Source organism: Demequina rhizosphaerae, from assembly GCF_000971255.1.
Classification (GTDB): domain Bacteria; phylum Actinomycetota; class Actinomycetes; order Actinomycetales; family Demequinaceae; genus Demequina; species Demequina rhizosphaerae.
Genome location: NZ_BBMC01000003.1, coordinates 99,083 through 113,475 on the forward strand (window position 1 = coordinate 99,083; position 14,393 = coordinate 113,475).

General features: G+C 72.3%; 12 protein-coding genes. 5 read left to right on the forward strand and 7 right to left on the reverse strand.

What is annotated here, in order from left to right; all coding sequences use genetic code 11:
* Position 1: 1 nt before the first annotated feature.
* Positions 2 to 1,435, reverse strand: coding sequence for a type I glutamate--ammonia ligase (glnA, locus tag AOM07_RS04165; RefSeq protein ID WP_062311545.1), 1,434 nt, complete (start codon positions 1,433 to 1,435; stop codon positions 2 to 4).
* 205 nt (positions 1,436 to 1,640) lie between these two features.
* Here glnA and AOM07_RS04170 point away from each other — a divergent pair, with 205 nt between their 5' ends.
* From AOM07_RS04170 to AOM07_RS04180, 3 genes are all read left to right on the forward strand, one after another.
* Positions 1,641 to 2,069 (forward strand): RDD family protein, encoded by a 429-nt coding sequence (locus tag AOM07_RS04170; RefSeq protein WP_062311546.1) that lies wholly within the window; start codon positions 1,641 to 1,643, stop codon positions 2,067 to 2,069.
* Positions 2,066 to 2,710, forward strand: coding sequence for an HAD-IA family hydrolase (locus AOM07_RS04175; protein WP_062311547.1), 645 nt, complete (start codon positions 2,066 to 2,068; stop codon positions 2,708 to 2,710). Before AOM07_RS04170 ends, AOM07_RS04175 begins: the two co-directional genes overlap by 4 nt.
* A gap of 148 nt (positions 2,711 to 2,858) precedes the next feature.
* Entirely contained in the window at positions 2,859 to 4,214 is a 1,356-nt protein-coding gene (locus AOM07_RS04180; protein WP_062311548.1) for an autotransporter outer membrane beta-barrel domain-containing protein, read from the forward strand.
* A 109-nt stretch (positions 4,215 to 4,323) separates the two neighbouring features.
* Here AOM07_RS04180 and AOM07_RS04185 read toward each other — a convergent pair whose 3' ends face one another.
* The 3 genes from AOM07_RS04185 to lipB all read right to left on the reverse strand — a co-directional run bounded on the left by AOM07_RS04185 (position 4,324) and on the right by lipB (position 6,806).
* Complete coding sequence (locus AOM07_RS04185) at positions 4,324 to 5,028, reverse strand: DUF4191 domain-containing protein (protein WP_062311549.1); 705 nt, start codon at positions 5,026 to 5,028, stop codon at positions 4,324 to 4,326.
* Positions 5,029 to 5,100: 72 nt separating this feature from the next.
* On the reverse strand, positions 5,101 to 6,117 hold the full coding sequence (gene lipA, locus AOM07_RS04190) for a lipoyl synthase (RefSeq protein WP_062311550.1): 1,017 nt from the start codon (positions 6,115 to 6,117) through the stop codon (positions 5,101 to 5,103).
* Positions 6,114 to 6,806 carry a lipoyl(octanoyl) transferase LipB gene (lipB, locus tag AOM07_RS04195; protein WP_062311551.1) on the reverse strand — a complete coding sequence of 231 codons (693 nt, stop codon included), beginning with the start codon at positions 6,804 to 6,806 and terminating at the stop codon, positions 6,114 to 6,116. The genes lipA and lipB overlap by 4 nt, the downstream gene beginning before the upstream one ends.
* Positions 6,807 to 6,870: 64 nt before the next feature.
* Between lipB and AOM07_RS04200 the strand changes: the two genes are divergently transcribed.
* Both AOM07_RS04200 and AOM07_RS14645 read left to right on the forward strand, forming a co-directional pair.
* Positions 6,871 to 9,057, forward strand: a complete 2,187-nt coding sequence (locus AOM07_RS04200) for an MMPL family transporter (RefSeq protein ID WP_062311552.1) — start codon at positions 6,871 to 6,873, stop codon at positions 9,055 to 9,057.
* A gap of 663 nt (positions 9,058 to 9,720) precedes the next feature.
* Positions 9,721 to 10,308, forward strand: coding sequence for a hypothetical protein (locus AOM07_RS14645; RefSeq protein ID WP_156171787.1), 588 nt, complete (start codon positions 9,721 to 9,723; stop codon positions 10,306 to 10,308).
* Here the strand turns inward: AOM07_RS14645 and AOM07_RS04215 are convergent.
* Genes AOM07_RS04215 through lpdA form a run of 3 tightly spaced genes read right to left on the reverse strand, consistent with a single transcriptional unit; the run spans position 10,292 to position 14,385 of the window.
* Positions 10,292 to 11,194, reverse strand: a complete 903-nt coding sequence (locus AOM07_RS04215) for a TIGR01777 family oxidoreductase (RefSeq protein WP_062311555.1) — start codon at positions 11,192 to 11,194, stop codon at positions 10,292 to 10,294. The genes AOM07_RS14645 and AOM07_RS04215 overlap by 17 nt on opposite strands.
* A 32-nt stretch (positions 11,195 to 11,226) precedes the next feature.
* Positions 11,227 to 12,972, reverse strand: a complete 1,746-nt coding sequence (gene sucB / locus AOM07_RS04220) for a 2-oxoglutarate dehydrogenase, E2 component, dihydrolipoamide succinyltransferase (RefSeq protein WP_062311556.1) — start codon at positions 12,970 to 12,972, stop codon at positions 11,227 to 11,229.
* A gap of 27 nt (positions 12,973 to 12,999) precedes the next feature.
* Positions 13,000 to 14,385 (reverse strand): dihydrolipoyl dehydrogenase, encoded by a 1,386-nt coding sequence (gene lpdA / locus AOM07_RS04225; protein WP_062311557.1) that lies wholly within the window; start codon positions 14,383 to 14,385, stop codon positions 13,000 to 13,002.
* Positions 14,386 to 14,393 lie beyond the last annotated feature (8 nt).

Genomic DNA, 14,393 nt, shown 5'->3' on the forward strand with positions numbered 1-14,393 from the left:
CTTAGCAGTCGTAGTAGAGCTCGAACTCGTGCGGGTGCGGACGGAAGCGCAGCGGGTCGATCTCGCTGGTGCGCTTGTAGTCGATCCACTCCTCGATGAGGTCGGGCGTGAAGACGCCGCCCTCGGTGAGGAAGTCGTGGTCCGCCTCGAGGGTGTCGAGCACCTTCGGGAGCGAGTCCGGCACCTGCGGGATGAGGGCGTGCTCCTCCGGGGGCAGCTCGTACAGGTCCTTGTCGACCGGGGCCGGCGGCTCGATGCGGTTCTTGATGCCGTCGATGCCGGCCATCAGGAGCGCCGCGAACGCGAGGTACGGGTTCGACGACGGGTCGGGCGCGCGGAACTCGATGCGCTTGGCCTTCGGGTTCGAGCCGGTGATCGGGATGCGGACCGCGGCGGAACGGTTGCGGGCCGAGTACACCAGGTTGACCGGGGCCTCGTAGCCCGGCACGAGGCGGTGGTACGAGTTGACGGTCGGGTTGGTGAACGCGAGCAGCGACGGCGCGTGCTTGAGGATGCCGCCGATGTACCAGCGGGCCATGTCCGAGAGGCCGCCGTAGCCGGACTCGTCGTAGAACAGGGGCTCGCCGTCCTTCCAGATGGACTGGTGGACGTGCATGCCCGAGCCGTTGTCGCCGAAGAGCGGCTTCGGCATGAACGTGACGGTCTTGCCGTGCTTCCAAGCGACGTTCTTGACGACGTACTTGAACTTCATGATGTCGTCGCCCGCGTGCAGCAGGGTGTTGAAGCGGTAGTTGATCTCCTGCTGACCGGCGGTGCCCACCTCGTGGTGCGCGCGCTCGATCGAGAGGCCGACCTGCTCGAGGACGGTGCACATCTCGTCGCGGATGTCCGCGAACTGGTCACCGGGGGAGACGGGGAAGTAGCCGCCCTTGTAGCGCGTCTTGTAGCCGCGGTTCGGGGTGCCGTCCTGCTCGAACTCCTTGCCGGTGTTCCACCAGGCCTCGGAGGACTCGATGTGGTAGTAGCCCTCGTTCTGCGCGGTGTCGAAGCGCACCGAGTCGAAGATGAAGAACTCGGCCTCGGGCGCGAAGAACGCGGTGTCGCCGATGCCGGTCGACTTCAGGTACTCCACGGCCTTCGCCGCGATGTTGCGGGGGTCGCGCGAGTAGGGCTCGTTCGTGAACGGGTCCACGATCGAGAAGTTGATGACGAGGGTCTTCGCCTTGCGGAACGGGTCGACGAACGCGGTGGCGACATCCGGCAGCAGCTTCATGTCGGACTCGTTGATCGCCTGGAAGCCGCGGATCGACGAACCGTCGAACATCGCGCCCTCGGTGAACACGTCCTCGGTGAACTGCGACGCGGGAATGTTGAAGTGCTGCATCTGGCCGGGCAGGTCGCAGAAGCGGATGTCGACGAACTCGACGCCCTCGTTCTTCACATACTCGATCGCCTCGTTGGCGTCTTTGAACATCCGGTACTCCTTGAAAGAGGTGGACAGGCCTTCGGTGGCACCTCACACCCTAGGGGCGCTCCGTTGCCTGCGGATACACGCAATGTTTCGAGAGTGTTACATGTGGCACCCCGGGCGTGGTGGTATCGGCGGGGCGTCGCGGGGGCGGTGGGACGGGACGATGCGACGGCCCGGCGGGCGCGCATCGTCCCGTTAGGCTTGCTCGGTGACCGACCAGACCGTGCCCTCCGCGCTCGTCCCGCGCCGCCTCGCCGGCATCGCCATCGACTGGGTGCTGTGCCTGCTGATCTCGTCGGCGTTCTTCCCGGACCCGTCCTACGCGACCGAGGGCGTCACCGGCATCGAGCGGGCGCTGCTCGCCGGCGTGCCGTTCGCCACGCTCGCCGTGTGGGCGGTGCAGCACCTCGTGCTGGTCTCGACGCTCGGCACCACCATCGGCCACCGCCTCGTGAGCGTGCGCGTCGTGCGCGAGGACGGCGCGCTCGCCGTCGGCGTCGGCAAGGCCGCCATCCGCACCGGGCTGCTCGCGCTCGTCATCCCCGCCGTCGTGTGGGGACCCGACGGGCGCGGCCTCCACGACCGCCTCGCCGGCACCCGCGTGGTGCGCGTCGGGGGAGAGAGGACCTCCGCATGATCGAGCTCGACGTCGCCGCCGTGCTGCTGGACATGGACGGCACGCTCATCGACTCCACCGCCACCGTCGACGTGGTGTGGAGCGACTTCGCCCGCCAAGCCGGCTTCGACGTCGCCGACGTCCTCGCGCACGTCCACGGCGTGCCCGCGCGCGCCACGCTCCGCCACTACCTCGGCGAGGACGCGGACATCGAGCCCTGGTACCGCCAGATCGAGGAGTGGGAGAACGAGCGCTTCGACGCGGACGTCGAGATCCCCGGCGCGGTCGCCGCGGTGCACGACCTGCCCGCCGGCCGCTGGGCCGTCGTGACCTCGGCGGTGCGCGACGCGGCGCTGCGCCGCATGGGCCGTCTCGGCTTCCCCGCGGTCGACGCGCTCATCGCTGCCGAGGACGTCGAGCACGGCAAGCCCGACCCCGAGCCGTACCGCCGCGGCGCCGACGCGCTCGGCTTCGACGTCGAGGACTGCGTGGTGCTCGAGGACTCCGACGCGGGCGTGCGCGCGGCGCTGGCCGCCGGCGCGACCGTGATCGTGGTGGGCTCGCTCGCGACGCCCGCGACCGAGGGGCTCGTGCGCGTGCGCGACCTCACGGAGGTGCGCTTCGGCGCGACCGCGACCGGCGTGAGCATCGCGATCGGCTGAGCCTGCTGCCGCGTTCTCCCAGGGATCTCCCAGCAGGTTCGGGGCGTGCTCCCACCCTGCGCTCCTAGCGTCGGAAGCAGGACGACCCGACGCGGTGCCCCGCAGTCACGGGACCGTGCCCGCCGGGTCACGGCGTAAGGACGCGCTCATGCTCGCTCGGACCCGGCTCACCACCGCTCTCGCCGCTCTCACCCTCGCGCTGGCCGCGTGCGGCGGCGCCGCGGACGACGCATCGTCCGGCGCGGCGGATGCGTCGGCGCCCCCCGACGCCGAGATGCCCGGCGGCGATCCTCCGGGCGACGGCGCGGCGCCCGGAGGCGGCGCGTCCGGGCAGGTCGACACCGGCACGGGCGCGTACCTGCTGAGCGACGGGGAGACCGTCGACGGCGGCACCTACGCGTCGGTGGACGATGACGAGAACGCGATCCGGGCCGAGGGCGCCATCACCGCCGCCCTCGCCGGCGTCACCGTCGAGAAGACCGGGGGCGACGCCTCCAGCTCCGACGCGTCGAGCTTCTACGGTCTCAACGCCGCCGTGCTCGCGCTCGACGGCGCGGACCTCACCATCGACGGCGGGACGGTCACCGCGACCGCGGAGGGCGCCAACGGCGTCTTCGCGTACGGCGCGACGATCACGATCGTCGACACGGTGATCGACGTCTCCGGCGGCAACGCCGGCGGCATCGAGGTCGCCGGGGGCGGCACCCTGTACGCCACCGACCTCACCGTGGACGCCACCGTCAAGGCCGCCATCCGCAGCGACCGCGGGGGAGGGACCCTCGTGGTCGACGGCGGCACCTACCGCACCAGCGGCAGCTCGGGCGCGCCGGCGATCTACAGCACCGCCGACATCTCCGTCACCGACGCGACGCTCACCGCCGAGGACTCCGAGGCGGTCGTCGTCGAGGGCCTCAACTCGGTCACGCTCACGGACAGCGACGTCACCGGCGACATGGACGGCACCTACGGCGACGCCACGGGCGAGAACGTCCACAACGTCATGCTCTACCAGTCGATGTCGGGCGACGCCGAGGAGGGGACCAGCAGCTTCACCTTGACCGGCGGCACCCTCACGTCGCTCAACGGAGACATGTTCTACGTGACCAACACCGACTGCGTCATCACCCTCAGCGGTGTGGCGCTCACCCTGGCCGACGGCGCCGACCTGCTGGTGGTGGCGGGCAACGACGGCGCGCGGGGATGGGGCACCGCGGGCGCGAACGGCGGTGTCGCCGAGGTCGATCTCGGCGGCCAGACGGCGGTCGGGGACATCACCGTCGACGAGATCTCGCAGCTGAGCCTGTCGCTCGCGGACGGGTCCGACTACACGGGCGCGATCAACAGCGACGGCACGGCGGCGGAGGCGCTGTCGGTGGCGATCGACGGCACCAGCACGTGGACCCTCACCGGCGACAGCCACGTCACCGCGCTCACCGGCGGCCTCGACGGTGTCGACCTCAACGGATTCACCCTCTACGTCGACGGCGAGGCCGTCACGCCCTAGCGAGACGACCGCGAGCTACCCATGGCGCGCAAGAACCTCGGAGAAGCGACAACCCCCTACCCGTTCCGCGGGAGCGGAGGAGGGAGGGGGTCGTCGGGCGACGAGAGGCTCAGCGGCCGCGCATGCCCTTGCGGTCGGGACGCGCGCGCACCGGGTCGATGCCCTTGGGCATCGGGGGCTTCGCGCCGCCGATCGCCTTGAGGCGGGCCTCGACCGTCGGGCGGTCGTTGCGGCCCAGCGCCTTCTTGATGCGGCGGATGGCCTTGGTGAGCCCCGCGAGGCGGACCTCGCCCTCGCCGGTGCCCACGTAGAGGATCGTGACGGGCACGCCCGGCACGAGCTTCTCGATGCGCTTCTTCGACTGCTCGGCGGGCTTGTGGATGATCGAGCCGCCCTCGGCGAGCAGGACGATGCCGCCCTTGCCGACGCCCTGGAACACGACGCCCTTGCCGCGGGTGTCCATGTTGACCGGCTGGTCCTCGAACTTCCAGCCCGAGCGGATGGTCTGGGCGATCGCCAGCGACGCGCCCGTCTGACCCTCCATGCGCATGAACGCGTTCCGCTCGAAGCGGCGCGTGAGGTAGTACATCGCGCCGAGCGCCGACGTGAGCACGCCGAAGATCGACGCGTAGATGATCGCCGCGGTGCCGCCGATGAGCAGGCCGATCACCACGGCGATCGCGATGCCGCCGATGAGGATCGCGAGGATGCCCGGCAGCAGGAGCTTGTCGTGCGGAGCGGTGACCTTGTACGCCTGCGCGATCAGGGAGTACCAGCGCTGCTTCTTGGGCTTCGGTGCGTCGTTCTTAGCCATGATGCGGCACAGTCTAGTCGTAGCGGAGCGGCGCCCAGGGACGGCCTCGGCGGCCGCCGGACGATGCGGCGCTCAGCCGAGCTCGGGGCGCGCCTTGAGCAGCGCGGACGCCTCCTGGCGCGACTCGGTCTCCTCGCCGAGGTGGGCGAGCGAGTCGGGGATGGGGCGCCCCTTGCGCTTCATGGCCTGGCCCCAGAGCCGGCCGGCACGGTACGACGAGCGCACGAGCGGGCCCGACATGACGCCCAGGAAGCCGATCTCCTCGGCGATGTCCGACAGCTCGACGAACTCCTGCGGCTTGACCCAGCGGTCCACGGGGTGGTGGCGCGGGCTCGGGCGCAGGTACTGGGTGATGGTGATGAGGTCGCAGCCGGCGGCGTGGAGGTCGCGCAGCGCCTCGACGGCCTCGTCGAACGTCTCGCCCATGCCGAGGATGAGGTTCGACTTGGTGACGAGGCCGTCCTCCTGCGCCGCGGTGAGCACCGACAGCGACCGCTCGTAGCGGAAGCCGGGGCGGATGCGCTTGAAGACGCGGGGGACCGTCTCGAGGTTGTGCGCGAGCACCTCGGGGCGCGACGAGAAGACCTCGGCGAGCTGGTCGGGGTCCGCGTTGAAGTCGGGGATGAGGAGCTCGACGCCCACGCCCGGGTTCAGGGTGTGGATCTGGCGCACAGTCTCGGCGTAGAGCCACGCGCCGCCGTCCTCGAGGTCGTCGCGGGCCACGCCCGTGACCGTCGAGTACTTGAGGCCCATCTGCTGGACGGACTCCGCGACGCGGCGCGGCTCGTCCGCGTCGAAGTCCGCGGGCTTGCCGGTGTCGATCTGGCAGAAGTCGCAGCGGCGCGTGCACTGGTCGCCGCCGATGAGGAACGTGGCCTCGCGGTCCTCCCAGCATTCGAAGATGTTGGGGCAGCCCGCCTCCTCGCACACGGTGTGGAGGCCGCCGGTCTTCACCAGGCCCTTGAGGTCCTTGTACTCGGGACCCATGGTCGCCTTGGTGCGGATCCACTCGGGCTTGCGCTCGATCGGGACGGCGGCGTTGCGGGCCTCGACGCGCAGCATCTTGCGGCCCTCGGGGGCGATGGTCACACGGGCTCCTTCGTGGGGAGGTCGGACGATGCGCCGGTGGGCGCCTGCGCCCACCTTACGTCGGCGAGGGCGGCTTCCAGGAATCGCACCGTGGGCTCGACGGTCTCGGACAGCGGCACGTCGCGGCCGAGCTCGACGGACAGGGACGTCACGTCGGCGTCGGAGATGCCGCACGGGACGATGCGGTCGAACCAGCCGAGGTCGGGCGTGCAGTTGAGCGCGAAGCCGTGCATCGTCACGCCCTTGGCCACGCGCACGCCGATCGCGCAGATCTTCCTCTCGCGCCGGTCGTCGGTGGCGGGCAGCCACACGCCCGAGCGGTCCTCGACGCGCATCGTCTCGAGGCCGAAGGACGCGCACACGTCCATGACCGCCTGCTCGAGCGCGCGCACGTAGCGCACCACGTCGACGGGCTCGGCGAGCCTCACGATCGGGTAGCCGACAAGCTGGCCGGGGCCGTGCCACGTGATGCGGCCGCCGCGGTCGACGTCCACCACGGGGGTGCCGTCCACGGGGCGGTCCCACGCGGCCGTGCGCCTGCCGGCGGTGTAGACGGGCTCGTGCTCGACGAGGAGGAGCGTGTCCTCGGCCTCGCCGGCCGCCACCTGGGCGTGGATCTCGCGCTGCAGCGCCCACGCCTCCTCGTAGGGGACGAGGCGCGAGCCGAGCTCGAGGGGGACGATGCGCATCACAGGATGGTAACTCTTGTCCGGGCCGGGAATACCTGGACGCCTTTGCGACATCATTACGAACGTGAAACTACGATCCTGGGCACGTCCCCTGCTCATCGTCCTGGTCATCTTCGGCTGGCTGTCGATCGGCGGCGCCGGCGGTCAGACGTTCGGCAAGCTCTCCGAGGTGCAGGAGAACGACTCCGCCGCGTTCCTGCCGTCGAGCGCCGAGTCCACCGAGGCCGCCGACGCGCACGCCGAGTTCGCCCCCACCGAGTCCGTCCCCGCGCTCCTCGCCGTCGAGGGCTCCGCCGCGGACGTCGCCACGGTGCAGGCGTTCATCGACGACGTCCTCACCGTCCCGCTCGAGGGCGACCCCGAGGGACGCACCGTCGGCGACGTCACGCTGTCCGGCCCGCAGGGTCAGGGCCCCACGGCGATCCCGTCGGAGGACGGCGAGGCGATCCTCGCCTCGTTCGCGGTCGACGCCGAAGTGTTCGACGAGATGGCCGGCGAGGAGTCGATCGGCCAGCTCTACGTCGACACCCTGCGCACCGCGTGGGAGGAGGCCGACACCGGCCTCACCGGCTACGTCACCGGACCGGCGGGCCTGGTCGCGGACCTCGTCGAGGCGTTCGGCGGCATCGACGGCATCCTCCTGCTCGTCGCCCTCGGCGTCGTGCTCGTCATCCTGCTCATCGTGTACCGCAGCCCCGTGCTGCCGTTCCTCGTGCTCGCGACGTCCATGCTCGCGCTCACCGGCGCGATCATCGCGGTCTATGCGCTCGCCAACGCGGACGTCATCACGCTCAACGGCCAGAGCCAGGGCATCATGTTCATCCTCGTCGTCGGCGCCACCACCGACTACGCGCTGCTGCTGGTCGCGCGCTACCGCGAGGAGCTGCTCCGCATCCGTTCGCCGTACTCGGCCCTCGCGAAGGCGTGGCGGCGCTCGCTCGAGCCCATCGCCGCGTCCGCCGGCACCGTCGTGCTCGGCCTGCTCGTGCTGCTGCTGAGCGACCTCAAGTCCAACGCCGCGCTCGGTCCCGCCGGCGCGATCGGCATCGCCGCATCGTTCCTCGCCGCGCTCACGCTGCTGCCCGCGCTGCTGCTCATCGGCGGCAAGCACGCCCGCGGCGTGTTCTGGCCGGCCATGCCGCGCTACCGCGGCGACGACGCGCACGAGGCCGAGGAGACCATCGAGGCGGTCGAGGCCCGCGCCGGCATCTGGGGCCGCGTATCCCGCTTCGTCGACTCGCGTCCCCGCGCCGTGTGGGCCTCGGCCGCGCTCGGCCTCGTCGTGCTCGCCGCCTTCGTCCCCACCTTCAAGTCGGGCGGACTGGGCGAGCGCGACATCTTCACCGCCGAGACCGAGTCCGTCACCGGTTTCGAGTTCCTCGAGCAGCACTTCGACGCGGGCGCCACGTCGCCCATCCGCGTCATCACCGCCGAGGGCTCCGCGCAGGACGTGCTGGACGCCGTGTCCGGCGTCGAGGGCATCACCGAGGCATACCTGCTCACGCCCGCGGTCGCGGCCGGCGCCCCGGCCGGCGCCGTGCCCGAGGACCCGATCGTGATCGACGGCCGCGTCGAGATCGACGCCGTCACGCAGGTCTCGGCGTCGTCCGCGGAGGCGCTCGACATCGTCGCCGACGTCCGCGAGGCCGTCCACGCCGTCGACGGCGAGGCGCTCGTGGGCGGTCAGGCGGCCGAGTCGCTCGACACGCGCCTCACCAGCGAGCGCGACCTCAAGATCATCCTGCCGACGATCCTCGCGGTCATCCTCGTGGTGCTCATGCTGCTGCTGCGCTCGATCCTCGCGCCGGTGCTCATCATCGTCGCGAACGTGCTGAGCTTCGCCGCGACCATGGGCCTGTCGGCGCTCGTGTTCAACCACGTGCTCGACTTCCCGGGCACCGACCCGTCCGTGCCGCTCCTCGGCTTCGTCTTCCTCGTCGCGCTCGGCGTCGACTACTCGATCTTCCTCATGTCGAGGGCCCGCGAGGAGTCGCTGCAGCACGGGGCGCGCGAGGGCGTCCGGCGCGCGCTGGCCGTCACGGGCGGCGTCATCACATCGGCGGGCATCGTGCTCGCGGCGACGTTCGCGGCGCTGGGCGTGATCCCGCTGATCTTCCTCGCGCAGATCGCGTTCATCGTCGCCGCCGGCGTGCTCATCGACACGTTCGTGGTGCGCTCGCTGCTGGTCCCCGGCCTCATCGGCGACATCGGCCGCAAGGCCTGGTGGCCGGCGAGGTCCATCGCGGACTGACCCTGTGGACAACGCACCCCTCCGCCGACGCTGATGCGACGGTGGAGGGGTGCGGCGCATCACCCCTCTGCAGCTCGACCGGGTCACCCGGACGGTCGGGCGCGGCGACGCGGCCGAGCGGTCCGCGCGCGCCCGCGTCGCGGCGCTGAGCGCCGTCGACCATCCCGGGGTGTGCGTCCCGCTCGACATCGTGCGCGAGGACGATGCGGTGGTGGCCTGCTCGCCCCGCGTCGCCGGGACGCCTCTCGCCGAGGCCGGGCGGATCGCCGAGCTCGGCGCGTGGGTCTGGCTCGTCGCGGGCCTCGCGGAGGCGCTGGCGGCCCTGCACGCGCGCGGGCTCGCGCACGGCGACGTGGCCCCCGCCAACGTGCTCGTGGGCGCGCGGCCGGTCCTGGTCGACCTCGTGGGCCCCGCGCTCGGCGGGGAGCGCGGGACGCCGGGCTTCGCCGCCCCCGAGCGGGCCGCGGGCGGGCCGCCCTCCGCCGCCGGCGACGTGCACGCCCTCGGCGCGCTGGCGCTGGCGGCCGCCGCCCCGGAGATCCGCACCGAGGCGGAGGCCTGGGCGGCGCCGCTGCTCGACCCGGATCCGGAGGCCCGCCCGTCGGCGGGCGCCGTCGCGCGCGGCATCGTCGCCTGCGCCGCGCCCGTGCGGTGGGGCCGGACGTGCCTGCGGAGCCCGACGCCGCGGTGGCGCCGGACGCGCGGACCGCGACCGACCCGCGGGCATGGGCGTGGCGGCTGCGGCGCCGCCCGCTCGTGCTCGGCGTCGTCGTGGCGTGCGTCGCCGCGTGCGTGGCCTGGGCGGCGTGGGCGCCGCCGCTCGCGGGTCTCGACGCCTCGGACGGGGGCGCGCCTGCGGAGCCCGCCGCCGCATCGTCCCTGCCGGACGTCGCCGAGGCCGCGCGTGCCCTCACGCGCGACCGGGCGGCCGCGATCGTCGCGGGGGACGGCGAGGCGCTGGTGCGGCTGACGGTGCCGGGATCGGAGGCGTGGGCGACCGCCTCGCGCGAGGCGCGGCTGCTCGAGGAGACGGAGCTGCGCGGGCTCGAGGTCGACGTGGGTGCGGCGAGCGTGGTGTCGGCGGACGGCTCAAGCGCCGTTGTCGACATCTCCTACCGGCTGTCGGACCATGTCCGCGTGGACGCGGACGGGTCGCGTGCGGAGCTCCCCGCGGAGCGTCAGGAGGCGCGGCTCGCGCTCGAGTGGTCGGGGGAGAGGTGGCGGGTCGCGGAGGTCAGCGGTTCGCCATGACCCAGCGGGCGGCGTCCTCGATGGTGGGGTGGCGCCACTCGAAGCCGAGGCGGCTGAGCACGCCGGGGGTGCCGCGCGTGGAGGACAGGAGGTCCTCGATCGCGCGGCCGACGGCGGCCTCGAGCGCGAAGGCGGGGACGTGGAAGCCCGGGCGGCGGCCGGCGGCCTCGGACAGGGCCCGCAGCAGAGCCGCGTCGCGGGCGGGGTGCGGGGCGATCGCGTTGACGGCGCCGTCGTGGTCGGACTCGATGAGGAAGCGCAGCGCGCGGATGTGGTCCTCGAGCGTGATCCAGGAGTGCCAGGCGTCGCCCTTGCCGAGCGTGCCCAGCAGGCCGCGGGTGACGAGGGGCAGGAGACGCTCGGCGAAGCCGCCGTGCGCCGCGAGCACGAGCCCGGTGCGCACGGTCACGGTGCGGATGCCCGCGTCGCGGGCGGGCTGCGCGGCCGCCTCCCAGTCGGTGACGATGCCCGAGAGGACGGTGTCGCCCGGGGTCGACCGCTCGGAGAGGACCTCCTCGCCCCGCGAGCCGTAGTAGCCCATCGAGGAGCCCTGGATCAGGACGCCGCCGAAGCCGGCGCCCTGGTCGTCGCCGAGCAGCGCGTCGACGATGGTGCGGGTCGAGTCGACCCGCGAGCCGCGCACGACCTCGACGTACGAGTCGGTGAGGCGCTTGTCGCCGATCGACGCGCCGGCGAGGTTGACGACCGCGTCGGCGGAGCGGACCAGGTCCGCGTCGATGCGGCCGGCGGCGGGATCCCAGCGCGACTCGTGGGGGCCCACCGGTGAACGGCGCACGAGGGCGACCACGTCGTGGCCGCCCTCGTGCAGGGACTCGGTGAGCGCCGTGCCGATGAGCCCCGAGGAGCCCGAGATCACGACGCGCATCTGCAGTTGTCCGTTCGTCTTGTTGCTTCTTGTTACAGGCCGAGCTCGGACTCGAACTCGCCCGCCTCGACGATCCGCTTGACCGTCTGCAGGAAGCGGGCCGCGTCGGCGCCGTCCACGATGCGGTGGTCGTAGCTGAGCGGGAGGTAGGCCATCGGGCGGACCGAGATGACGTCCTCGCCGTCCGGGCCCTTGACGACGACCGGCTTCTTGACGATCGCGCAGGTGGCGAGGATGCCGACCTGGGGCGCGGGGACGATCGGGGTGTCGAACAGCGTGCCGCCCGAGCCCGTGTTGGTCACCGAGAAGGTGCCGCCCGAGATCTCGTCCGAGCTGAGGCCGCCCTCGCGCGCCTTGGTGGCGAGGTCGACGATGCCCTTGGCGTGGTCGACGATCGTCTTCGAGTCCGCGTCCTTGAGCGTCGGCAGCATGAGGCCCTTGGGCGTGTCCACCGCGAGCGACAGGTTGACCGACGGGTGGTAGACGATGCTGTCGTCCACGACCGAGGCGTTGAGGAACGCGTGCTCCTGGAGCGCGATCGCGGTGGCGCGGGTGAAGAACGGCAGGAACGTGAGGTTCACGCCGTGCTTCTCGGAGAACGCGGCCTTGTTCTTGGCCCGCAGCGCCCAGATCTTGGTGCAGTCGACCTCGACGACGGAGGTGAGCTGCGCCATGCCGTGCAGCGACTCCATCATCTTGTCGGCCGTGATCTTGCGGATGCGGGTCATCTTGACCGTCTGGCCGCGCAGCTCCGAGACCTCGACCTCGTTGGCCGACGACGCGGGGGCCGCGGGAGCCGCGGCGGCAGCCGGAGCGGCCGGGGCGGCGGTGGCCGCCGCGAGGACGTCCTCCTTGCGGATGCGGCCGCCGACGCCGGTACCGGTGAGGGAGCCGAGGTCGACGCCCTTCTCCGCGGCGAGCTTGCGGACGATCGGGGTGACGTAGCCGGAGCCCGACGACGCGGCCGCGGCCGGAGCGGCGGGAGCAGCAGGGGCGGCCGGAGCCGGAGCCGCGGGGGCCGCAGGAGCGGCGGCGGCCGGCGGGGCCGGGGGCGCCGGGGGAGCGGGCGGGGCGGCCGGAGCCGGTGCCGGTGCCGGTGCCGGCGCGGCGGGTGCCGGGGCGGGCTCCGCGGGAGCCTCGGCCGCGGGGGCGGCGGGAGCAGGGGCGGAGCCGGGCTCGCCGATGCGGCCCAGGACCGAGCCGACCTCGGCCTCCTCGTCCTCGCCCACGAGGATCTCGGTGAGGACGCCGGCGAACGGCGAAGGGATCTCGGTGTCGACCTTGTCGGTCGAGACCTCGAGCAGGGGCTCGTCGACCTCGACGGACTCGCCGACGGCCTTGAGCCAGCGGGTGACGGTGCCCTCGGTCACGGACTCGCCCAGCGCGGGGAGGGTGACGTCGCGGCCGCCACCGGCGGGCGCGGCAGCGGGGGCAGGGGCCTCGGCGGCGGGCGCGGGGGCCTCCTCCGCCGGGGCGGGCTGCTCGGCGGGCTGCTCGGGGGCGGCGGCCTCGGGCGCCGGGGCGGCGGCGGGGGTCTCGCCGGCCTCGCCGATGCGCGCCAGGACCGCGCCGACCTCGGCCTCCTCGTCCTCCTGGATGAGGATCTCGAGGAGTGTGCCCGCGAAGGGCGACGGGATCTCGGTGTCGACCTTGTCGGTCGAGACCTCGAGCAGGGGCTCGTCGGCGGCGACCGTGTCGCCCACGGACTTCAGCCAGCGGGTGACGGTGCCCTCGGTGACGGACTCGCCGAGGGCGGGAAGGGTGACGTCGTTGCTCATGGAAGGAACTCCCTCAGTCGTGTCGTATCAGTCGTGTGCGTGCAGCGGCTTGCCGGCGAGCGCGAGGTGCGCCTCGCCGAGGGCCTCGTTCTGCGTCGGGTGCGCGTGGATGAGGGGCGCGACGTCCTCGGGGTGGGCGTCCCAGCTGACGATCAGCTGGGCCTCGCCGATCTGCTCGCCGACGCGGGCGCCGAGCATGTGCACGCCGACCACGGGGCCGTCGACCACGCGGACCAGCTTGATGAAGCCGGTGGTGCCGAGGATCTGGCTCTTGCCGTTGCCGCCGAGGTTGTACTCGAGCGCCTTCACCTGGTCGGCGCCGTACTTCTCGACCGCCTGCTTCTCGGTGAGGCCCACCGAGCCGAGCTCGGGCTCGCAGTAGGTGACGCGGGGGATGTTCGACTCGACGATTGCCTGCGGCGCGAGGCCCGCGATCTCCTCGGCGACGAAGATGCCCTGCTGGAAGCCGCGGTGCGCGAGCTGCAGGCCGGGGACGATGTCGCCGACCGCGTAGATGTTCGCGACGCCGGTGTGGAGGCGCTCGTCGGTGAGCACGAAGCCGCGGTCGACGCGGATGCCCTGCTCCTCGTAGCCCAGGTCCGCCGTGCGCGGGCCGCGGCCCACGGCGACGAGCAGGACGTCGGCCTCGAGAACGGTGCCGTCCTCGAGCGTGACCTTGACGCCCGCGTCCGACTGCTCGACGCCCTGGAAGCGGACGCCGACCTTGAAGTTGATGCCGCGCTTGCGGAACGCGCGCTCGAGGCCCTTGGAGAGCGCCTCGTCCTCGTTCGGCGCGAGGTGGGGGAGCGCCTCGACGATGGTGACGTCCGAGCCGAACGACTTCCACACCGACGCGAACTCGACGCCGATGACGCCGCCGCCGAGCACGATCGCGCTCTGAGGGACCCACTCCATCTGGAGCGCCTGGTCCGACGTGATGACGCGGCCGCCGATCTCGAGGCCGGGCAGCGAGCGGGCGTACGAGCCCGTGCCGAGGATGATGTTCGTGCCCGTGTAGCGCTCGCCGCCCACCTCGATGGTGTCGGGGCCCACGAGGCGGCCGTGGCCCTCGATGACCGTCACCTTGCGCGACTTCACTAGGCCCTGGAGGCCGCGGTAGAGGCGGTCGATGACGCCCTGCTTGTAGGAGTTCACCTTGAGCATGTCGATGCCCTGCAGCGAGCTGTTGACGCCGTACTTCTCACCCTCGCGGGCGTTGTCGGCGAGCTCGGCCGCGTGCAGCAGCGCCTTGGTCGGGATGCAGCCGTTGTGGAGGCACGTACCGCCCACCTTCGACTCCTCGACCAGGCCGACCGTGAGGCCGAGCTGGGAGGCGCGCAGGGCAGCGGCATAGCCGCCCGACCCGCCGCCGAGGATGAGGACATCAAAAGAGCGTGGGGTGGACTCGGACACTATGGGAT